This window comes from Actinomadura madurae, from assembly GCF_900115095.1.
Lineage (GTDB): Bacteria > Actinomycetota > Actinomycetes > Streptosporangiales > Streptosporangiaceae > Spirillospora > Spirillospora madurae.
Genome location: NZ_FOVH01000029.1, coordinates 36,319 through 54,195 on the forward strand (window position 1 = coordinate 36,319; position 17,877 = coordinate 54,195).

A 17,877-nucleotide genomic window follows, 5' to 3' on the forward strand; every position below is an offset into this window, starting at 1 on the left:
GGCACAGTGACAGGCACAGTCACGGGCACGGGCATGGTCGCCGCCCGCAGGGCCGGCGGGCCGTGGTTCCCGGGTGTGACGCCCGACCCCGCCGCGGACGTCCGCCTCGTCTGCTTCCCGCACGCGGGCGGGACGCCCTCGGTCTACCGGGACTGGCACGCGCACGTCGGCGACCGCGTCCAGGTCGTCCCCGTGCTGCTGCCCGGACGGAGCTTCCGGCTCGGGGAGCCGCCGCGCCGCGAGATGGGGCCGATGGCCGCCGACATCGCGGCGGCCCTCGTCGGCCAGGGCCTCGCGGACGCGTTCGCGCTGTTCGGACACAGCATGGGCGCGCTGCTCGCCTACGAGGTCGCGTGCGAGCTGCGAGACGGCGGAGCCGGGGAGCCCGTCCACCTGTTCGTGTCCGGCAGCCGGGCACCGCACTTCTACGGCGCCCGGATCGGTGCGGAGCTCACCGACGACGCCCTGCTCGCCATGGTCCGCGACCTCGGCGGGCTCGCCGGCGCGGGCGTCGACCCCGAGGGCGGCGGCGCCGCGTTCGCCCGCCGGATGCCGGTGCTGCGCGCCGACCTCACCGCGTGCGAGCGCTACCGGTGGGCGCCGCGCCGCCCGCTGGCCTGCCCGATCACGGCGTTCTCCGCGGCCGGCGACCCGATCGCGCCGCCCGGCCAGGTGGACGAGTGGCGCGAGTACACCTACGGCTCGACGTTGCGCCGGCACCTGCCGGGCGGCCACTTCTACCTGACCGGTCCGGACCGGCCGGCGCTGCTGCACGAGCTCCGCCGCGAGCTCGGCCGGCACGCCGCCCGCCGGACGCCGGTCTCCACCACCGAACCCGGAGGACTCTGACATGAAAGTCGCGACCCTGGCCAAGGTGGCCGGCGGCCGTCAGGTTCCGCTGCTGCTGTCTCTGAGCCGGCGGCTGGTCACCCCCGTGTACCGGGCGTCGTTCCTCGCCGCGGCCTCCGGCAACGGGGTGCTGCGGCGGCTCGCCGTCCGGCCCTGCGACCTGGACACGCTCGCCGCGGCGCTCGACGTCCGCGAGGACCGGCACGTCCTGCGGGCCTGGCTGGAGATCGGGGTGCGGCTCGGCGAGCTGAAGTTCGACGACGGCTGCTACGCGCTCCGCGGCCGGGCCGCCAAGGCGCTCGGCAAGGCGCGCAACGACAGTGTCGCCGCCGCGCTGGAGGAGGTCGCGCGGTTCCACCTGCCCGTCCTGCTGGACGCCCCGGCCATGGCCCGCGGTGGACGGCGGCTGACCCTCCGGGATCAGGACGGCGAGGTCATCGCCCGCTCGACCCGCGTCGTCCAGCCGTTCGTGGAGGAGGCCGTCGGCCGCGCCGTGCCCCGGACCCGCCCGTGCCGGCTGCTGGAGGTCGGCTGCGGCAGCGGCGTCCACGTCCGGCACGCCGCGTCGCTGAACCCGCGGCTGACCGCGCTGGCGATCGACCTGCAGGACGACGTGGCCGCCGCCGCCACCGTGAACATGGCCGAGTGGGGCCTCGCCGACCGGGTGGACGTCCGCCGCGCCGACGTCCGCGACCTCGACATGGAGCCGGTGTTCGACCTGGTGACCCTGCACAACAACATCTACTACTTCCCCGAGGAGGAGCGGGTGAAGGTGCTGGAGAAGGTGCGCTCCCTGCTGGCCCCCGGCGGCCGGCTGCTGCTCACCACCCCGTGCCGGGGCGGCGGCATCGGCATGGAGGTCCTCGACCTGTGGTTCGAGTGCGCCGACTTCGGCGGCCCGCTGCCGCACGCCGACGGCCTCGCCGCGCAGCTGGAGAGCGCGGGCTTCACCGGCGTCCGCGAGCGCCGCCTCATCCCCGGCGAGCAGTTCCGGGCGTTCACCGGCACCAACCGCGACCCGGACCACCGCACCGACGCCGAGGAGCTGATCGCATGACGACCCCGACCTCCGCCAAGCGCGCGGCGAAGACGACCGGGGGCGGCAAGCGCGCCAAGCCCGCCGCGGGCGACCAGATCGTCGTCCTCGGCGCGGGCGACGTCCCCGACCCCGCGCTGCTCGGCGGCAAGGCGGCCCGGCTGGACGGGATGCTCCGCGCGGGCCTGCCCGTGCCGCCCGCGTTCTGCCTGACGACCGCGCTGTTCGACCGGTTCGTCCGGGAGACGGGCCTGGACGCCGACATCGCCGGCACCGAGCCCGCCAAGCTCCGGGAACGGGTCCTCGCGGCGGACGTCCCCGACGACATCGCGGCGGCCGTCCTGGAGGCGTACGGGGAGCTCGGCAGGCCGCGCGTCGCGGTCCGCTCGTCGGCGTCCGCCGAGGACTCCGCGTCCCACTCCTTCGCGGGCCAGCACGACACCGTGCTCGACACCGCCGGGGACAGCGCGCTCCTCGACGCCGTCAAGGTGTGCTGGGCGTCGCTGTGGACCGACCGCGCCGCCGCCTACCGGGACGCGTCCGAGGCCGGGTCGATCGCCGTGGTCGTCCAGCAGATGGTGCACGCCGACACCGGCGGCGTCCTGTTCACCCGCGACCCCGTCAGCGGGCGCACCGACCGGTTCGTCGTCGAGGCCTGCTGGGGCCTCGGCGAGGGGCTCGTCGCAGGCAAGGTCACCTCGGACTTCTTCCTCGTCGACCCGGCCGGCCCGGAGGTCGTCGACCGGAAGATCCGCTACAAGGTCACCAAGTGCGCGCCCGTCGAGCCCGGCACGGTCGGGCTCGTCAAGGTGGACGCCGCCGCGCGCAACACGCCCTGCCTGGAGCCCGGCGAGCTGGCCGAGCTGGCGGGGCTGGCGGTCCGCGTCCGCGACCACTACGGCGCCGAGCAGGACATCGAGTGGGCCGTGCGGGACGGGGTGCCGTACCTGCTCCAGACCCGCCCGATCACGACGACGCCCGTCCGCGACCGGCGGACGAGCCCGTACGTGCACCCGCAGCCCGAGGCCGTCCAGAAGGGGACGCTCTGGTCGCGCATGGACATCGGCGAGATCTTCACCGGCATCATGTCGCCGCTCGGCCGGTCGTTCGCGCAGTACTACCAGCACAACGTGCACCGCGGCTGCGCCGTGTCGACCGGTGTCCGCGACCCCGGCGACATGTCCCTGCACATGGGCTACCTGCAAGGACACGTCTACCTCAACATCTCGTACACGGCCTACTTGCTGGGCCAGTGCCTCCCCACCCGGGACCAGAGCCGTTTCACGAACCGGTTCGTCAGCGAGGAGGTGGACCTCGACACCTACTCCAACCCGTTCGGCACCTGGCCGGACGGCATCGAGGAGCTGCTCTCCGCCGGGTTCTGGCTGAAGAGCTCCGTCTCCGAGCTACGGAACATGAAGAAGCGCGCCCGGCGGATGGTCCGGTCGCGGTTCTACGAGTTCGACCGTGCCCAGGGCATCGACCTGACCAGGCTCGACCGTCCCGAGCTGAACGCCGAGATGAAGCGGCGGCTGGCCTACTTCCACGACATGCACGTCGGCTACATGCCGTACTACATGAACGCGTTCGGCTTCTACGGCGTGCTCGAAGCGCTCTGCGGCGCGTGGCTCGGCCAGGCCGGCGCCGGCCTGCGCAACCGCGTCAAGAGCGACATGTCGAGCCTGCGGACGGTCGAGTCGGCGCGCGAGATCTGGGCGCTGGCCCAGGTCGCCCGGCGCGATCCCCGCGTCATGGAGATCATCCGCGCCGGGGCCGCGGCCGACGTGCCCGCCCTGCTCCGCGCGGACGAGGCGGGCCGTGCCTTCTGGGACCGCCACATGATCCCGTTCCTGCGCGAGAACGGCACCCGCGGCCGGCAGGAGATGGAGCTGACGCACCCGCGCTGGATCGACGACCCGTCCTACATCTTCCAGATGATCCGGCGGTACGCCGACGAGGGCTTCTCCATCGACGGCGTCCTCGACCGGGCCCCCGACCCCGAGGAGGACGCGGCGGCGGACGCGCTCGCCCGGCTGCCGCTGCCGAAGCGGCGCGCGATCGAGAAGGTCACCGAGCTGTACGAGACGTGCAGCCGGCTCCGCGAGACCACCCGGATGTCGATGATCACCTCGATCTGGCTGGTGCGGTGCGTCGTCCACGAGGTCGGCCGCCGGCTCGTCGCCGCGGGGGTCCTGCGGTCGCTGGACGAGGTCGCCGACCTGGACTTCGCCGACGTCCAGGAGTATCTGGCCGGCGGCGGGGACGCCCGGGAGGTGTTCTCCCGCGCGAAGCTGGAGGAGGCCCGGCGCACGTTCCAGGCGTACGCCCGGCTGCCCGAGCCGCCGCTCAGCTTCGTCGGCGAGTGGGACGTCACGCAGGCGGTCCGGCCCGCGCCGGACGGGGTCCGGCTGGAGGGCCTCGGCGCGAGCCCCGGCCGCGTCGTCGGACGGGCCCGCATCATCGAGGACCTGGTCTGGCAGGCCGACGAGTTCCAGGTCGGCGAGGTCCTGGTGACCCGGTTCACCGACGCCTCCTGGACACCGCTGTTCGCCATCGCGGGCGCGGTCGTCACCGACATCGGGTCGATGCTCTCGCACAGCTCGATCGTGTCCCGCGAGTTCCGCGTCCCGTCGGTCGTCAACACCAAGCACGCCACCCAGACGATCACGACGGGCGACCTGGTCACGGTGGACGGCGACCGGGGCGTGGTCGAGGTCGTCGAGACCGACGAAAGGACGAACGGATGATCCCCGGCCGGCAAGAGGCGGACCCCGGACCGGCCGCGCTCGACAGGGCGTCCGTGGAGGACGCCGCTCGGGTGTGACGGCCGCCGTGCGCGAACCCATCGCGATCATCGGCATCGCGTGCCTCTACCCGGAGGCGCGCGGTGCCGGTGACTTCTGGCGGCGGCTGTGCGAGGACCCGGCCGGCCCGCCGCCCTCCACGGCGAGCCTCGACGACGTGGACGTCGACGTGGCGCGCTTCGGCATCCCGCCGGTGCAGCGCACGTCGATGACCCGCATGCAGGTCCTCATGCTGGAGGCGGCCCGGCAGTGCCTCACCGACGCCGGGTACACCGGGCGCCCGCTCGGCACGGACCGGACGGACGTCATCGCCGGCACCTGCCTCGGCCTCGACCGCCAGTACGCCAACGCCCTGCGGATCGAGGCCGCGCGGTACGCCCGCGACCTCGAACGCGAGGTGCCGGCCCTGTTCGGCGGGCACGCCCGCCCGGCCGCGGCGCGGGCGGCCCGGGAGCTGCGGGCGCGGGTGACCGAGCGGCTCGGGGCGTCCCCGCACGACCGGGTGGGGGAGATGGCGAGCACGATCCCCGCCCGGATCGCGGGCGCGTTCCGGCTGCGGGGCCGCACGCTCGCCGTGGAGTCGGCGGACGCGACCTCGTTCGCCGCGCTCGCGCACGCGGTCAACGGGCTGCGCGGCGACCTGTGCGACGCGGTGCTCGTCCTCACCGGCCAGCGGCGGGAGAGCCCGCTCGCCGCCGAGCTGCTCGCCGCCAAGGGGCTGCCCGCCACGCTCGGCGAGGGGGTCGGGGCGCTGCTGCTCAAGCGGCGGTCCTCGGCCGTCCGCGACGGGGACCGGATCTACGCCTCGATCCTCGAATGCGCGATGGAGCACGACGCCCGGCCCGGGGTGCTGCGCTATTCGGCGTCCGCCGAGCGCCGGTACCGCGTCGCCCGCGCCTGCCATGACGCGGCCGACGTGCCGCCCCGATCCGTCCGGTACGTCGAGCGGGCGGGCGGGGGCCCGCCCGTCGCGGCGCAGGCCTGCCTCGATGCGCTCGGCCGCCTGTTCGGGGAGGCTCCGCCCGGGGCGGTGACCCTCGGCGGCCCGGGGGAGCGGCTGGGCGACACGTTCGCCAACGCCGGGCTCGCGGCGGTGGCCAAGGCCGCGCTCGCCCTCTACCACCGCAGGCTGCCCGCACCCGGTCCGGCGTCCGGCGCGCCCTTCCGGTCCGCGCGCACGGCCGAGAGCTGGCCGGACGAGCCGGGCCCGGAACCCCGCCGCGCGGCCGTCTGCGGGGCCTCGCTGACGGGCACGCTCTCCCATCTCCTCCTGGAGGAGGACGACTCGCGCAGGCCGGAGGCCCGGACGGCGCCGCGGGCGGGCGGGGCCGTCGTCACGAGCCGGCCCGAGCCGATCGCCGTCGTCGGGTTCGGCGGACGCTTCGCCGGCGCCCCCGACGCCACCGCGTTCTGGGACGCCGTCCACTCGGGCGAGGACCGCATCGGGCCGCTCCCGGACGACGTCCTCGACCGGGAGCTGTACTTCCAGGAGGAGGGCGTCAGCCTCACCCACAGCTACACCGAACTGGGCGCCCCGGTCCCGGTCCCGGACGCGCCGCCGGACGGGCTGCCCATCACGCCGCACCGGTGGGAGGCGATGGACGCCGTCCAGCGCGTCGCGCTCGCGGTCGCGCACGAGACCCTCACCGGCTACGGGGGAGCCGGCACGCTCGCCGGGAGGCCCGGCATCGTCGCGATCGGCGGCAACCTCAGCCTCACCAGAGAACGGCGGCTGAACGCCGGCCGCGCCGTCGGGGAGCTGGAGGCGGCCGTCGCGGTGATCGAGGCGCTCGCCACGCTGCCCGACCGTGCCCGCCGCCTGCTGCTCGACCGCGTCCGGCGCCGCCACGGGGCGCCCGGCGGGCCGCCGTCGGACGTGGACCTGGACGGCTGCCTCGCGAGCGGCGTCGCCGCGCTCATCGCGGCCGAGCACCGGTTGCCGGCCGTGCCGGTCGCGGTCGAGGCGGCCTGCGCGTCGTCGCTCGCCGCGCTGGACATCGCGCTCGGCGCGCTGCGGTCCGGGCAGGCCGACTACGCGCTGGCGGGCGGGGCCGAGCTGGCGTGCAACCCGCGCGACCTCGTGCTCTGCTCGGCCCTCGGGCTGCTGTCGCACACCCGGATCACCCCGTTCGACGCCGCCGCCGACGGGTTCAGCCCCGGCGACGGGTGCGCGCTGTTCCTGCTGAAGCGGCTGCCGGACGCCGTCCGCGACGGGGACCGCGTCCACGGGCTGCTGCGCGGCGTGGGCGGCTCGAACGACGCCCGGTCGCTGATCGCGCCGGACGCCGACGGGCAGGTCCGCGCGATGCGGCAGGCGTTCGACCAGGTCGAGTTCGACCCGGCCGCGGTCGACTACCTGGAGGCGCACGGGACGGGCACCCGGGTCGGCGACCGGGTGGAGATCTCCGCCACGGCCGAGGTGTACGCCAAGCCCGGCCGCCCGAACCCGCTGGTGATCGGGTCGGCGAAGTCGTTCTTCGGGCACACGTTCGCGGCGGCCGGCGCGGCCGGCCTGCTGAAGGCGCTGCTGAGCATCCGCGCCCGCACCTTCCCGCCGAACGCCGGCCTGCGGACGCCCGCCCCGGGGCTTCCGCTCGGCGACGTCCCGGCCCGGCTGCCCGTGGCGCCCGAGCCGTGGCCCGCCGGGCCGGGACGGCCGCGCCGCGCGGGCGTCAGCTCGTTCGGCACCGGCGGGATCAACTACCACCTGCTCATCGAGGAGTACCAGGACGGAGCCGGATGAACCCTCGACTGACCCCGGAGACCGCGGCGATGCGCGAGATGGTGCTCGCCTTCGCCGGCCGCGACCTGCCGCCCGCCGGGAACGGCCCGTTCGACGCCGGGGAGTTCCGGCGGCGCTGGGGCCTCGCCGGGAAGCAGGGCCTGACCGGCGCCACCGTGCCGGCCGAGTACGGCGGGAGCGGGCTGGACGCCGAGTCCGCCGCCGTCCTGATGGAGGCTCTCGGCGAGGGCTGCGCCGACACCGGCTTCGCGTTCTCGGTGGCCGCGCACCTGTTCGCCTGCCTGATGCCGATCGTCGAGTTCGGGACGGAGGAGCAGAAGCGGCACTGGCTGCCCGCCCTGTGCTCCGGCGAGCGGATCGCCGCGCACGGCATCACCGAGCCCGGAGCCGGGTCGGACACGCTCAACCTGCGGACCCGCGCCGAGCGCGACGGCGACCGCTACGTCCTCAACGGGAGCAAGTGCTTCACCACGAACTCGCCCGCCGCCGACGTCTTCGTCGTCCAGGCGGCCACCCGGCCCGGCGGCGGCTTCTTCGGCCTGACCGCGTTCGTCGTCGAGGCCGGGACGCCCGGACTGCGCGTCGGCCGCCCCTACGACAAGACCGGGCTGCGCGGGTCGCCGACCGCCGACGTGTACTTCGAGGACTGCGCGGTCCCGGCCGCCAACGTCCTCGGCGCGGAGGGCACCGGGGCCGCCGTGTTCACCGGATCCATGACATGGGAGCGCACCTGCCTGTTCGCGGTCTACCTGGGCGCGATGCGGCGCGTCCTGGACGACACGATCGCGTTCGCCGCCGAGCGCGAGCAGTTCGGCGCGCCCATCGGCGAGTTCCAGGCGGTGAGCCACCGCATCGTGGACATGGTGCTCGGCCTGGAGTCGGCCCGGCTGCTGCTCTTCGACGCCGCGCGCCGGCTGTCGGCCGGGGAGGACTGCGACGTCGCCTCCGGGCTGGCCAAGCTCGCGGTGAGCGAGGCGGCGGTCAGGCTCGGCCTGGACGCCGTCCAGCTGCGGGGCGCCGCCGGCGTGCTCGACGGCGGGCCCGGGGCCCTGCTCCGCGACGCGCTGCCGGCGCGCGTCTTCTCCGGCACCAACGAGATCCAGAAGAACAACATCGCCCGCGCCCTCGGCATCGGCCGCCGCCGGCCCGCCCCCCGGCGCTGAGAGGACCGCACCATGGAGATCATCGTGCACACCATCGCGCTGCACCCGGGCGCCGATCCCGCGGAGTTCGAGGCGTGGGTGCGGGACGTCGACTACGCGACCTGCCCCGAACTGCCGAGCGTGCAGGCCTTCGACGTCGTCCGCGTGCCCGGCGAGCGGGCCGGACGCTACGTCGAGATCATCCGGGTCAGCAGCGCCGCCGAGTTCGAGAAGGACATGCGGACGCCCGCCTTCCAGCGGCTCGAAACCGCGTTCTCGACGATGGCCGCCGTGACGGAGGAGACGTCCGGGACGCGGCTGGACCCCGGTTACGTCAGCGGCCGATCCGGGCGTTGAGAGGCGTCCCGCCAAACTCAACGAAAGGATGATTTCTGCCTGGTCTTCCGTGCGCATGTTGAGAAGAGAATGGCCACCGGATGGATGGCGGGAGCGGCGCCCGGTCTGTAAGACTTGCCGCTGAACAGTTGTTCGGCCTTTGTACGGGGGAGATTCGTCTCGATGACGCACGGATGAACACCCCTGAACACCCCGCGGGGCCGTCATGCCAAAGAACGTTCTCCGCTCAATGTCAAGGGTGATGATGACTGTTGACACTCTGGGGCAGCGCGCCGGCCGACCGGCCGGCGCCGCCCACGGGGACGGTGTGGGCATCGACCTGCTGGGCACCGTCTCCATCGTCGTCCAGCGATCCCGTACCGAACTGCGGGCCGGCAAGGTACGCGCCATGGTCGCGACGCTCGCGCTGGAGGCCGGCCGGACGGTCTCCCACGATGAACTGTCCGAAGAACTGTGGCCCGGAGAGGATCTTCGTAATCCGCGTAATGCGTTGCAGGCGCACGCCACCCGGATCAGGAGAATCCTGGACTGCTGCGCGGAACGCGCCCGCACCGAGCTTCCGCTGCGCGCCGTCTGCAACGGTTACGTTCTCGATATTCCCCGCGAATTCGTAGACGGAAACCGCTTCCTCGACCGTACTGCACGGGCGGTGGCGCTGCTCACCGACGATCCCTCCCGCGCCCGCGACCTGCTGCAGGCCGGGCTCGCCCTCTGGACCGGTCCGGCCCTGCTGCACACCCGGACCGGACGCCGCTGCCAGGGCGCCGCGGCGCTGCTGGAGGAGCGGCGGCTCGGGGCCTGGGAGGACCTCGTCAGCGCGCGGCTGCTCCTCGGCGAGGAGCGGCAGGCCATCGCGGAGCTGCAGCGCCTCGTCGCCTCCCACCCCACCAGGGAGCGGCTCTGCGAGCTGCTGATGCTCGCCCTCTACCGGTCGGGACGGCAGTCCGAGGCGCTGCACCTGTTCCACCGGACGCGGGCGCGGCTCGACGAGGAACTGGGCGTCCAGCCCGGCCGGTCCCTCCAGCGGCTGTACGGGCACATCCTCGGCCAGCACGCGATCCTGGAGTCGCCGGACGCGGTGCTGCGGGTCCGCCGCGCGTCGGCGGCGGGCTGAGAGGGCACGGGGCCCGGCCCCCGGACGCTCGTCCGGGCGGCCGGGCCCTCGCCTGTCATGGGGCGGCCGCCGGCGGGGCGGCTCGTCAGCGGCTCGTCAGCGGCACGGTCAGCGTCCGGCTGCAAGGTGGACACCGTCCAGGTGACCCGGCGATCCGGCAGGAGGTGCCCCCATGGGGACCGCGGTCGTGGCAGGGATCGGCGGCCGGCTCCCGCCGCGGGTGGTGGAGAACGCCGAGCTCGCGGCGCGGCTCGGCAGCTCCGACGAGTGGATCCGCACCCGCACGGGGATCGGCCGCCGCCACGTCGCGTCCCCCGGGACGGCCGTCTCCGACCTGGCGGTCGAGGCCGGCGCCCGCGCCCTGAAGTCCGCGGGCGGCGACCCGGCCGACGCGGTCGTCCTCGCGACCGCCACCCCGGACCGCCCGTGCCCCGGCACGGCGCCCGACGTCGCGACGCGCCTCGGCCTGTGGTCCGCCGCCGCGTTCGACGTGGCCGCGGTGTGCAGCGGGTTCGTCTACGCGCTCGCCGCCGGGACCGGGCTGATCAGCGCCGGCATCGCCGGGCGGGTGGTGGTGATCGGCGCCGACGTGTTCTCCAGCATCCTCGACCCCGGCGACCGGGCCACCTCCGTCATCTTCGGCGACGGCGCGGGCGCGGTGGTGCTGCGCCCCGGAGAGCCGGACGAGCCCGGCGCGCTCGGCCCGTTCGATCTCGGCAGCGACGGCGGCGGCGCCGACCTCATCACGGTCCGGGCCGGCGGGTCGCGGCAGCGGCTGTCCGGCACCGAGCCCGGACCGCGCGACCACTACTTCGCGATGGCCGGCAAGTCGGTGTTCCGGCGCGCCGTGCGGCAGATGGCCCGGTCGTCGGAGGCGGCGCTCGACCGGGCCGGCTGGAGCCCGGGCGACCTCGACCACCTGGTCTGCCACCAGGCGAACCAGCGGATCACCGACCATCTCGCCGACGAGCTCGGCCTGCCGCGCGAACGGGCGCTGAGCAACATCGCCGACGTCGGCAACACCGCCGCCGCCTCCATCCCGCTCGCGCTCGACCAGGGTCACACCGAGGGCCGGCTGCGGGAAGGGGACCGGATCCTGCTCACCGCGTTCGGCGGCGGCCTCGCCTGGGGCTCGGTCACCCTGCGCTGGCCGCGGCTCGACGTCCCTACCGGAGGGGAACACCATGAGTGAGATCGCCGTCACCGGCATCGGCCTGGTCACCCCGGCCGGCATCGGCACGGCCCCGACCTGGGACGGCGTCTGTGCGGGACGGTCCACCGCCGCCACCGACCCCCGGCTCGCGGGCCTGCCCGTCGACATCGCCTGCGCCGTCCCGGGCTTCTCGCCCGCCGAGCACGTCGGCCGGCGCAGTTCCCTCATGCACGACAGGCACGTCCAGTTCGCGATCCCGGCCGCCCGCGAGGCGGTCGCCGACGCCGGCCTCGACCCCGCGACGTGGGACGGTGCGCGGGTCGGCGTCGTCATGGGCAACGGGGCCGGCGGGTACACCTCGGCGTGCCGGGAGCACGAGCGGCTGCTCGGACGCGGCGCGCGGGCGGTGTCCGCGCTGCTCATCCCGCTGATCGTGCCCAACATGGTGGCCGGTCACCTCGCCATGGAGTTCGGCGCCACCGGCCCGAACCTGGTGACCGCCACCGCGTGCGCGTCCGGCGCCACCGCCATCGGCGTCGCGATGCGGCTGCTCCAGCGCGGCGACTGCGACGTGATCATCGCGGGCGGCACCGAGGCACCGGTGACGCCCCTGATGGTCGCCGGGTTCGCGCGGATGGGCGCGCTCTCCCGGCGGACCGCCGACCCGGCGGCGGCCTCCCGGCCCTTCGACGCCGGGCGGGACGGCTTCGTCATCGGCGAGGGCAGCGGCGTTCTCGTCCTGGAACGCGCCGCCGCCGCGCGCGCCCGGGGCGCGCGGATCCGCGCGCGGCTCGCCGGGTACGGGGCCACCGCCGACGCCCACCACATGACCGCCCCCGACCCGGAGGGCACCCAGGTCCGCCGCGCCGTGCGGGACGCGCTGGCGGAGGCCGGCGCGGAGCCCGGGGACGTCGGCCACGTCAACGCGCACGGCACCTCGACGCCGCTCAACGACGCGGCGGAGGCGGCCGTCGTCCGCGACCTGTTCGGCGAGGCGCCCGCCGTGACCTCGGCCAAGGGCGTCGTCGGGCACACGCTCGGCGCGGCCGGGGCGATCGAGGCCGCGCTCACCGTCCTCGCGATCGAGCACGCCACGGTGCCGCCCACGGCCAACCACGACGATCCCGACCCGAAGATCGACATCGATGTGGTGGCCGGCGCGCCGCGCCCCCGCGCCATCGAGGTCGCGGTCAGCCACTCGTTCGGGTTCGGCGGGCAGAACGCCGTCCTCGTCTTCACCGGCGCCTAGACCGGGCGCCAATCCGTGTCCGCGCACAGAACCCAACACACAGAGAACGCACACAGGGAGAGAACAGATGAACCTTCGCCGTGTCTTCGGGATCGTCGCCGTCCTCGCCGCGGTCGCGCTGGTGATCCGGCTCCGCTCCGCGCGGGCCGCCGACGACGGACTCGACGGGGAGTTCTGAGCCCATGGCGTTCACCGTCCCGCACGAGGAGCTGCTGCGGCTGGAGCGCGGCGTCCAGCGGGCGCTCGCCACACCCGACGCCACCGCCCTCGATGTGCTCGGCTACGGCGAGGTCACCCTGGTCCTCCGGCTGGAGACCGGCGCGGGGTCGTTCGCCTGCAAGCGGCTCCCCGTCTTCCCGTCCCGGCAGCGGTTCGACCGGTACCGCAGGCTGCTGGACGCCTACCTGTCCCGGCTCGGTGAGCGGGGACTGAAGGTGGCCGACACCAGGTTGTGGCACCAGGCCCGCCCTTCCGGCCTGATCGTCGCCTACTGCGTCCAGGAGGAGCTGCCGGGCGAGCGCCTGTGCTCGACGCTGCTGCACACCGAGAACGAGGAGTGGGCGCGCGGCTTCTTCAAGCGGTTCCTCGACACGGTCGACCGCGTCGTCGTGCCCGACCTCGGGCTCGACGCGCAGGCGTCCAACTGGACCGACGTCGGCGGGGAGCTGGTGTACCTCGACATCACCACCCCGCTGATGCGGGACGGCCGCGGCCGGGAGCGGCTCGACGTGAAACTGTTCTTCACCTCGCTGCCGTGGGCGCTGCGCGACGCCGTCCGGATCTCGATGACGAAGTCGATCTTCGAGAAGTTCTACTCGCCCCGGGGGGCGGTGCTGGACTTCCTCGGCAACCTGCACAAGGAGCGGCTCGGGCACCTCGTCCCGGTGTTCCTGGAGCAGGCGGCCGAGCGCCTGGACGAGCCCATCACCGCGGAGGAGGTCGCCGCCTACTACAAGGAGGACGCGCGGATGTGGGAGCTGATCCAGCGGCTGCGGAAGGCCGACCGGTTCTGGCACAACCGGATCCGGCGCCGGACGTACCCGTTCCTGCTCCCGCCCGACGTCGACCGTTGACCGGGACGCTCGCCCCCGCGTTCGCTGACGCCCTGTCCGCGGCGCTGGACATCGCCGCCCTGAGCCCGTCGTCGCACAACTGCCAGCCCTGGGGCCTCGCGCGGATGGCGAGCCCGCCGGCCCGCGCGGCGGTCTCGGCCGCCCTCGGCGCCGCACCGGAGGCCGGCGGGGAGTTCCTCGTCCTGGCCGCCGACCGCGAGCGCCGGCTCGGCGCGCTGCCCGCGCACGCCCTGGAGATGGAGCTGAGCTGCGGCCTGTACTGGCGCTTCCTGGAGCGCGCCCTGGCGGCGCAGGGATGGACGCGGGTGCGGTCGCAGGTCTTCCCGCGGGAGGCGCCCCCGTCCGGGCTCGGGCTGCCCCGCACGTGGGAGCCGCTGTGCGCCGCCGAGTTCCGCCGGGACGGGGAGCCGGACGGCGCGCTCGGCGCCCTCGCCCGCCTCGCCCGGCACCGCCACACCAACCGGGCGCCGTTCCGTCCCGACTCGGTCGAGCCGGAGGTGCTCGCCTCGCTCGCCCGCCACCGGGGGGACGGGGACGCGCTGCCGGTCGCCGTCAGGCATCTGCGGTCCTGGCCGGAACGGTCCCGGTTCGCCGGGTTCGTCGCCGGCCACGGAGGGCGCGACTTCGCGCACGGCGGCGCCTGGCGGGAGACCCACTCGTTCATCCGCTGGAGCGCGGGCGCCGCGTCCGCCCGCGGCGACGGGTTCACCCTGGAGCACCTGTTCGGGCCGCTGCCCGCGCACGACCGCTGGGCCAGGCGGCTCGCGCTGGCCCCGGCCGTCATGGCCGCCCTGAGCCGGATCGGCTACCCGCGCTTCCTCGCCGGGCGGCTCGCGGCCGTCGTGCGCCGCTCACCGGTCATCGTCCTGATGGGCCTGCCGGTGGCGGACCCCGAGCTGCCCGACGTGCTGTCGGCCGCGGGGGCGCTCGCGGACTACTGGCTGGACGCCACCGGCGCCGGCCTCGTCCTGCACCCGATCAGCATCGTGATCCAGCACGACGACCTCCGCCTCGCCCTCCAGCGGCGGTTCTGCCTGCCCGGCCGCGTGTTCTTCGCGGCGCGGCTCGGGCACCCCGCCGCCGCGTTCCCGGCGTCCCCCCGGCGCCCCGCCGCGGTGGCCTGCCGCGCGCTCTGACCCCGCACGCTCTGACCCCGCGTCACGGGATCCCCGCGCGGATGCCGCCGCGGCGACCTGCCGCAGGCCGACGTTGTCGGGGCCGTTCGCGGCGAACAGGCGCAGTGCCTGGTCGCAGATCTCGGTTCGCGCCGTCTTGTCCGCTGAATGCATCCGGCACCTCCCGGGAGGGCGGCGCGGGCGCCCGCGGGGTGGACGCCCGCGCCGGTCGGAGAACGTTTCGAGCTCCGTCTCGGTCTCCGGCCCGTCAGCCGGGGAGATGCTGCCCGGCGGGCGGATGCACCCCCTCCACGCCGGCCCGCGGCAGCCGCCCGCCGAACCTCCCGGGCAGCCACCAGTTCCAGTCGCCGAACAGCCGCATCAGGGCCGGGACGAGCACCAGCCGCACCAGCGTGGCGTCCAGCGCGATCGCGACCGACAGCGAGAGGCCGAACTCCTTCAGCTCCAGGATCCCGGCGGTCATGAAGCCGCCGAACACCGCCACCATGATCGCCGCTGCGGCCGCGATGGGACGGGCGGTGTGCTCGATCCCGGCGGCGACGGCGGCGGCGTTGTCGTGGCCGTCCTCCCAGGCCTCCTTCATCCGGCGGATGAGGAACACCTCGTAGTCCATCGAGAGGCCGAACAGCAGGACGAACACGGTGATGGGCAGGTACACCTGCAGGAACCCGACGCTCTCGAAGCCGAGCAGGCTCTCACCGTGGCCGTGCTGGAACACCGCGACGGTGAGGCCCACGGCCGCCGCCGTGACGAGCAGGTTCATCGCGACCGCCTTGATCGGCAGCGCGACGCTGCGGAACACCACGAGCAGGAACAGCAGCGACAGGCCGAGCACCAGCGCCATGACGTAGGGCAGCTTGCCCGTGGTCTCCTCGGAGAGGTCGACGAAGGTGGCGGTGGCGCCGCCGACGAGCACCTCCTGGCCCGCCGCGGCCCGGGGGGCGATGTCGTGCCGGATGTCCCTGACGAGGTCGGTGGCCTGTGTGGAGTCGATGGGCACCGTGGGGACGGCGTTGATCAGCACCCGTCCGGACCCGGGCACGGTCTCCACGCCGGCGACCCGCTTGTCCTTGCCGATGAGGGCCGCGAGCTGCGCGGCGTTGCGCTGCCCCGCGGAGTCGAGGGCGGCGCCGTCCGGTCCGGTGACCACGACCTGCACCGGCGACACCGCGCCCGCGCTGAACGAGCGTTCGAGGACGGCCTGGGCCTTGGCGGTCGGGCGCCCGTCCAGCGAGGCGGTGCCGAGGTCGATGCCGTACTTCAGGCCCGTCACGGGAATCGCGGCGGCGACCAGCAGGGCCGCGGCGACCACGCCGAAGACGACGGGACGGCGCATCACCAGATGGGCCCACCGTGCCCAGGGCCCGTGCTCGGCCCGCGCGCCCGACCGGGTGTCGGCCGGCCGCCAGCGCTCGGGCAGCGAACCGGCGTCCACCCGCGGCCCGAGCGCCGCGAGGACGGCGGGCAGCAGGGTCAGCGCGGCTATCAGCGTGCAGATCACCGAGAGCAGCACGCCGGTGGAGATCTCCCGGAAGACGGGGGCGTCCATGATGTACAGCGAGCACACCGAGATCGCGACGACGACGCCGGAGAACAGCACGGTCCGCCCGGACGTCGCGACCGCCACCCCGGCGGCCTCGGCGATCTCCGCGTCCCGCCGCGGGCCGCCCCGGGTCACGCCCCGCCTGGCCAGCTCCTCCCGGAACCGGCTGACGATGAACATGGCGTAGTCGATGCCGATGCCCGTGCCGATCATCGTGACGATCGTCAGCAGGAACGCGTCGAAGTGGAAGCCGAAGGACAGCAGGTAGATGGCGCCGAACGTCAGGACGAGGCCCGCCACCGACAGCAGCATCGGCAGCACGGCCGCCGTCACGGCGCCGAACGCGATGACCATCACCACGAACGCGATCGGCATGCCGACCGCCTCGGCCCGCTCGGCGTCCGCGGTCTCCACGATCGTCTGGTCGTTGGTGATGGGGGAGAAGCCGGTCAGGTAGGCCGCCACGCCCTGCCCGTCCGCCTTGCCGACGGCGTCCTGGAGGTCGCCCGCCCGCGAGGGCAGGTCCTTGGCCTCGCCCTTGAGGCCGACGATCGCGAGGGCGGCGCGGCCGTCGGGGGACACCTGGCCCTTGGCCTGCGGGTCGAACGGCCCGATGACGGTGACCACGCCCGTCTCCTGGCGGGCCTGCGCCACCACCTTCTGCACGACGGCCTTGCGGGCCGGGTCGGTGATCGGCCCTCGCGCGCTGTCGAAGACGATGACGTCCTGCTCGTCGCCCTGGCCGGCGAAGTGCCGCTCCACCAGTTCGGTGGCCCGCGTCGACTGGGCGCCCTCCACGCCGTAGTTGGGTGCCTTGAGCTGCTTGAAGAGGAAGGGGAAGCTCACCCCGCACGCGATCAGCACCACGATCCAGGTGGTGATCACCAGCCGGCGGTGCTCGGCCATGAGGGTGCCCCAGCGTCGTCGTCCCATCATCCGCCTCTCAGGAGGGTTCGCACGGCCTCGGCCGCGCCCTGCAGATCGAGCTCGGGGTCGAGGATCAGGTGCAGCAGCAGCCCGTCCAGCAGTGCCGCGACCACCGTGGCCGTCCCGGACGCGGGCGGGGCCGCGGTGACGGCGCCCCGCTCCTGGTCCCGCCGGACCAGCTCGGTGAGCGCGACCCGGAACCCGCGCATCTCGGTGGCGAGGGGCTCGCGCAGGGACGGATCCCGCGAGGACTGGCGCACCGTCTCCAGCAGCAGCGCCACGGACGGGTCCTCGAGGCCGCCGCCGGCGAACCAGCCGAGGGTGCCCTCGAACATCTCCCGGACGTCGCCGGCCGCCCGCGCCATCGCCAGCGGCTCCGCCAGAGCCTGGAGGGTCCCGGCGATCGCGGCCTGCCGCAGCAGGTCGTCCTTGCCCTGGAAGTGGTAGCTGATCGCCCCGTGCGGGACCCCGGCCCGGGCCGCGATCGCCCGCATGGTGACCTGCCCCCACCCCAGCTCGCCGATCAGCGCGGCCGTCGCCGTGAGGATCGCCGCTCGGGTGGCCGCTCCCTGCTCGGCACTGCTTGGCCGAGTGCCTTGTCCAGTCGCCTTGTCCACTTGGCCAAGATACGCGCTGAACGTTGCACAATGCAAGAGAGGCGGGAAGGGCAAGCAGAACGCCGTTCGGCAAATTCAACAGGTCAGCTGCGCTTGGGCCTGTTCAAGTAGCACGTCCGGTGATTATGTTCTTC

13 protein-coding genes are annotated in these 17,877 nt (G+C 74.5%); 11 read left to right on the plus strand and 2 right to left on the minus strand.

Annotation, left to right across the window (positions count from 1 at the left end):
- Positions 1–6 precede the first annotated feature (6 nt).
- The 11 genes from BM339_RS44885 (at position 7) to BM339_RS44935 (ending at position 14,656) form a co-directional block, all read left to right on the plus strand.
- On the plus strand, positions 7–849 hold the full coding sequence (locus BM339_RS44885) for a thioesterase II family protein (protein WP_218163935.1): 843 nt from the start codon (positions 7–9) through the stop codon (positions 847–849).
- Between the two features lies 1 nt (position 850).
- Entirely contained in the window at positions 851–1,906 is a 1,056-nt protein-coding gene (locus tag BM339_RS44890; protein ID WP_021596385.1) for an SAM-dependent methyltransferase, read from the plus strand.
- Entirely contained in the window at positions 1,903–4,632 is a 2,730-nt protein-coding gene (redH, locus tag BM339_RS44895; protein ID WP_083598548.1) for an undecylprodigiosin ligase RedH, read from the plus strand. The genes BM339_RS44890 and redH overlap by 4 nt, the downstream gene beginning before the upstream one ends.
- 73 nt (positions 4,633–4,705) lie before the next feature.
- A complete protein-coding gene (locus BM339_RS44900; protein WP_083598549.1) occupies positions 4,706–7,432 on the plus strand; it encodes a polyketide synthase in 2,727 nt (908 codons plus the stop codon).
- Complete coding sequence (gene redW, locus BM339_RS44905; RefSeq protein ID WP_024935146.1) at positions 7,429–8,595, plus strand: L-prolyl-[peptidyl-carrier protein] dehydrogenase; 1,167 nt, start codon at positions 7,429–7,431, stop codon at positions 8,593–8,595. The genes BM339_RS44900 and redW overlap by 4 nt, the downstream gene beginning before the upstream one ends.
- 12 nt (positions 8,596–8,607) lie before the next feature.
- Complete coding sequence (locus tag BM339_RS44910; protein WP_075024806.1) at positions 8,608–8,931, plus strand: RedY protein; 324 nt, start codon at positions 8,608–8,610, stop codon at positions 8,929–8,931.
- Between the two features lie 244 nt (positions 8,932–9,175).
- The gene (locus BM339_RS44915; protein WP_200871826.1) at positions 9,176–10,045 is read left to right on the plus strand and encodes an AfsR/SARP family transcriptional regulator; all 870 of its coding nucleotides are present in this window, start codon (positions 9,176–9,178) and stop codon (positions 10,043–10,045) included.
- A gap of 172 nt (positions 10,046–10,217) precedes the next feature.
- Positions 10,218–11,237 (plus strand): beta-ketoacyl-ACP synthase III, encoded by a 1,020-nt coding sequence (locus tag BM339_RS44920; RefSeq protein WP_075024807.1) that lies wholly within the window; start codon positions 10,218–10,220, stop codon positions 11,235–11,237.
- Positions 11,230–12,447 (plus strand): beta-ketoacyl-[acyl-carrier-protein] synthase family protein, encoded by a 1,218-nt coding sequence (locus tag BM339_RS44925; protein WP_075024808.1) that lies wholly within the window; start codon positions 11,230–11,232, stop codon positions 12,445–12,447. Before BM339_RS44920 ends, BM339_RS44925 begins: the two co-directional genes overlap by 8 nt.
- 182 nt (positions 12,448–12,629) lie before the next feature.
- Entirely contained in the window at positions 12,630–13,520 is an 891-nt protein-coding gene (locus tag BM339_RS44930; RefSeq protein ID WP_075024809.1) for a DUF6206 family protein, read from the plus strand.
- Complete coding sequence (locus BM339_RS44935) at positions 13,517–14,656, plus strand: nitroreductase family protein (protein WP_075024810.1); 1,140 nt, start codon at positions 13,517–13,519, stop codon at positions 14,654–14,656. Before BM339_RS44930 ends, BM339_RS44935 begins: the two co-directional genes overlap by 4 nt.
- Positions 14,657–14,903: 247 nt before the next feature.
- On the opposite strand, the gene BM339_RS44940 is transcribed toward BM339_RS44935, so the two are convergent.
- Complete coding sequence (locus tag BM339_RS44940) at positions 14,904–17,132, minus strand: MMPL family transporter (RefSeq protein WP_200871825.1); 2,229 nt, start codon at positions 17,130–17,132, stop codon at positions 14,904–14,906.
- Positions 17,132–17,743, minus strand: a complete 612-nt coding sequence (locus BM339_RS49370; RefSeq protein WP_075024811.1) for a TetR/AcrR family transcriptional regulator — start codon at positions 17,741–17,743, stop codon at positions 17,132–17,134. Before BM339_RS49370 ends, BM339_RS44940 begins: the two co-directional genes overlap by 1 nt.
- Positions 17,744–17,877 lie beyond the last annotated feature (134 nt).